Source organism: Alteromonas profundi (genome assembly GCF_010500865.1).
Taxonomy (GTDB): domain Bacteria; phylum Pseudomonadota; class Gammaproteobacteria; order Enterobacterales; family Alteromonadaceae; genus Alteromonas; species Alteromonas profundi.
The window spans coordinates 1-2,382 of record NZ_JAAAWN010000068.1; the positions used below are offsets into that span (position 1 = coordinate 1).

Consider the following 2,382-nt stretch of genomic DNA (forward strand, 5'->3'; position numbering starts at 1 on the left):
TTTCACTCACGGTTGAAGGGCCGAGACTTAAGCATTGGCCGATGTCTCGATGGCTTAATCCTACTTCGAATTTGAGACGCAGGACGTCTTTAATCTTTCTCATATCGGTTCTCTTTCTCGCCATGGCTGCTCGTTCCTTCAATAAAGTGATGAAGTTGAGCTTACCAATTGATTTAGTGAGAAAAAGAAGAAGATTTCGGGATTCCGATCAGTGATTTCGGAAAAACGTCATTTTTGATCGGATAACGCCGAAATAAGCGATCGGATTAGACCGAAATCGCTGATCGGTTTGAACCGAAATGGATGATCGGAATGGGCCGGAACATGCAACTTTATCTTGCTTTAGGAGGATATCCGCAAGTGCAGATGCCATGACAGTCTTTCCTGCACCTGGCGTTGCAAGGCATAAAAAATTAGTAAAGGCCGATTTAAATTTTTGTAGAGCGGTTTCAATAGCTCTTTGCTGCCAATTTCTCAATCTCATGAAAATCGAGCTTCATACTCAGAAAGTAAACGTTCAAATCCCTTTACTTTGCCCAACATTAGCTTTGCTTGCTCTCGCGTATTCTGATAATGAGATTTAACATGCTCTGCAAAATCAGGCATTTCTTGCACCCACTCGGAGTAAGCCTCAGTTTCTCCCATATTCATCAGCATTTCCGTTTTGTAATGTCGAATCTTCTCTTGAAGCTTTGTGGCTATAATGTCATCAGCTTTGTTTCTATCATGCTCAGTTAGTTGAGGTAACTTTGAATCTTCTTTCGACTCAGAAGACCACCGAAAAACGATCGCTCTGCCACGTATCCCGTGAATAGCCGAGATTCGTCCATCCTCTGAAAGCCGTTTTAAGTGGCGATAAACAAACTGAGTGGCATTTTTCTTTTTGTCAAAGTCGTTGGGATATCGCTCCAAAAGATGCTTCGTTACATCATTCACGGTAAAAGTGTGTAAGCCTAGATCCTCAATAAAATCATAAAAATCAATATCGTATTGCTTTTTAGGCATAATTTAGTTCTCGATTGCCAAACTTATGTCTCGAAATTCGCGACAGTGTACTTCGTCTCTATCATCGAGACAATGAAAACATCAGTCTATTCCTCACATTACGACAAACTCAGGTTGTGGTTAAAAGCACAACGTGAAGAACAGTCTTTAACTTTGCGAGAGGTCTCGGAAAGATGGGGCAAACACCATTCCATATTGGGAAAAATTGAACAAGCTCGGCGAAAGGTTGAGCTGGTTGAGTTCATCGAGTTGTGCGAGATAATTGATGCAGACCCACATGAAGGGCTTTCTCTACTCATAGCATCGATGAATGATAAATCGCTAAAATGAAAATTCTAAATTGGCGTCAGTCTGAGGCTTCCTTGTCGTCAATTGTCATCGTCTGTAAAGATTTACCTTTATCTCGTTAGTGAAAAGACTGCTCTCACTCCATGATGAAATTATATTCCGCGAATCAAGCCATTGGGCCAATGCCGTATTTTCAGGTGTGTTCTTTAATTTAGGTGAGTGGTAGCCAGTTTTAATTTCAGAAAATGGTTTTGGTAAATCTATCAGAACTTGTCGTATTTCAGCTTCTTCCAGTAAGGAGTGGAATTTGTTAAAAAGTTTGATTTTTGTTTCAACTCGAGTCGAATTTCGTATTAAAGATTGTACAATTGCACTATCAAGGCCGGATATTTGCGCATTGGAATCGATAATTATTTGCCCTATTAATGAAGCTCTTTCAGGACGGTTTACTAAGTCTTCAAGGCTCATCAATCTGATTAATTCAATCTTAGAGCTTATACTAATTTCAGTTTGAAGAAGAGCCTCTTTTAAATCATCATTAAGTTCGTAATCCCCTGGATTATCCAGATATTGTGGAATATTTTTCGAAAAAAATTGCACTTGCAAGTCATTCTTGTCAGCAAAAGCATCTAAAATATCCTTGGTAAATCCCACTTTACCCTCTTCTATTAATATCTTAAGCTTTTCATTGTCCATCTCTCTGGGAAGTACATTAAACGAGTTAGGTAGAGCTATGAATGCCTTAATCCAAGCAGAGAATACAAATAGTCAATTCATCCATACCTTCCCTGTTATACTTTCTCTGGAAAATGCATAATGATTTCCTCAATAAGAAACGTCATGCGCGTCATAAAATTGGAAAGTATGGAAAAAGCTTAGAGAGCAAGTGTATAAACAATTTCCAGACATTTTCCTATTAACAACTAAATAGTAAGAAATTACTATGACCTAACGAATTAAGTGTGACTTGTCCTGGAATAAGTTGACACTTATTTCGGTTAAAACGCCCGATGTATTTCATCGGGCGTTTTGTATTTTAGAGCCATATGTGGCCGCCTGCCATTGTATATTGCTACGGATTCGACAACC

4 protein-coding genes are annotated in these 2,382 nt (G+C 39.0%); 1 reads left to right on the forward strand and 3 read right to left on the reverse strand.

Annotated features, from left to right (window positions below):
* Positions 1–208: 208 nt before the first annotated feature.
* Positions 209–484: a DEAD/DEAH box helicase family protein gene (locus GTH32_RS19570; RefSeq protein ID WP_246223329.1), complete on the reverse strand. Its 276-nt coding sequence runs from the start codon at positions 482–484 to the stop codon at positions 209–211.
* Positions 481–1,005, reverse strand: a complete 525-nt coding sequence (locus tag GTH32_RS19095; RefSeq protein ID WP_176582466.1) for a hypothetical protein — start codon at positions 1,003–1,005, stop codon at positions 481–483. The genes GTH32_RS19570 and GTH32_RS19095 overlap by 4 nt, the downstream gene beginning before the upstream one ends.
* A gap of 72 nt (positions 1,006–1,077) precedes the next feature.
* Between GTH32_RS19095 and GTH32_RS19100 the strand changes: the two genes are divergently transcribed.
* Positions 1,078–1,335, forward strand: coding sequence for a helix-turn-helix domain-containing protein (locus tag GTH32_RS19100; RefSeq protein WP_117318168.1), 258 nt, complete (start codon positions 1,078–1,080; stop codon positions 1,333–1,335).
* Positions 1,336–1,380: 45 nt separating this feature from the next.
* Here GTH32_RS19100 and GTH32_RS19105 read toward each other — a convergent pair whose 3' ends face one another.
* Complete coding sequence (locus GTH32_RS19105; protein WP_176582467.1) at positions 1,381–1,989, reverse strand: hypothetical protein; 609 nt, start codon at positions 1,987–1,989, stop codon at positions 1,381–1,383.
* Positions 1,990–2,382 lie beyond the last annotated feature (393 nt).

Coding starts and splice junctions, on each gene's coding strand:
- GTH32_RS19570 (WP_246223329.1), bottom strand. CDS start 484: ATGAGATTGAGAAATTGGCAGCAAAGAGCTATTGAAACCGCTCTACAA.
- GTH32_RS19095 (WP_176582466.1), bottom strand. CDS start 1,005: ATGCCTAAAAAGCAATACGATATTGATTTTTATGATTTTATTGAGGAT.
- GTH32_RS19100 (WP_117318168.1), top strand. CDS start 1,078: ATGAAAACATCAGTCTATTCCTCACATTACGACAAACTCAGGTTGTGG.
- GTH32_RS19105 (WP_176582467.1), bottom strand. CDS start 1,989: ATGGACAATGAAAAGCTTAAGATATTAATAGAAGAGGGTAAAGTGGGA.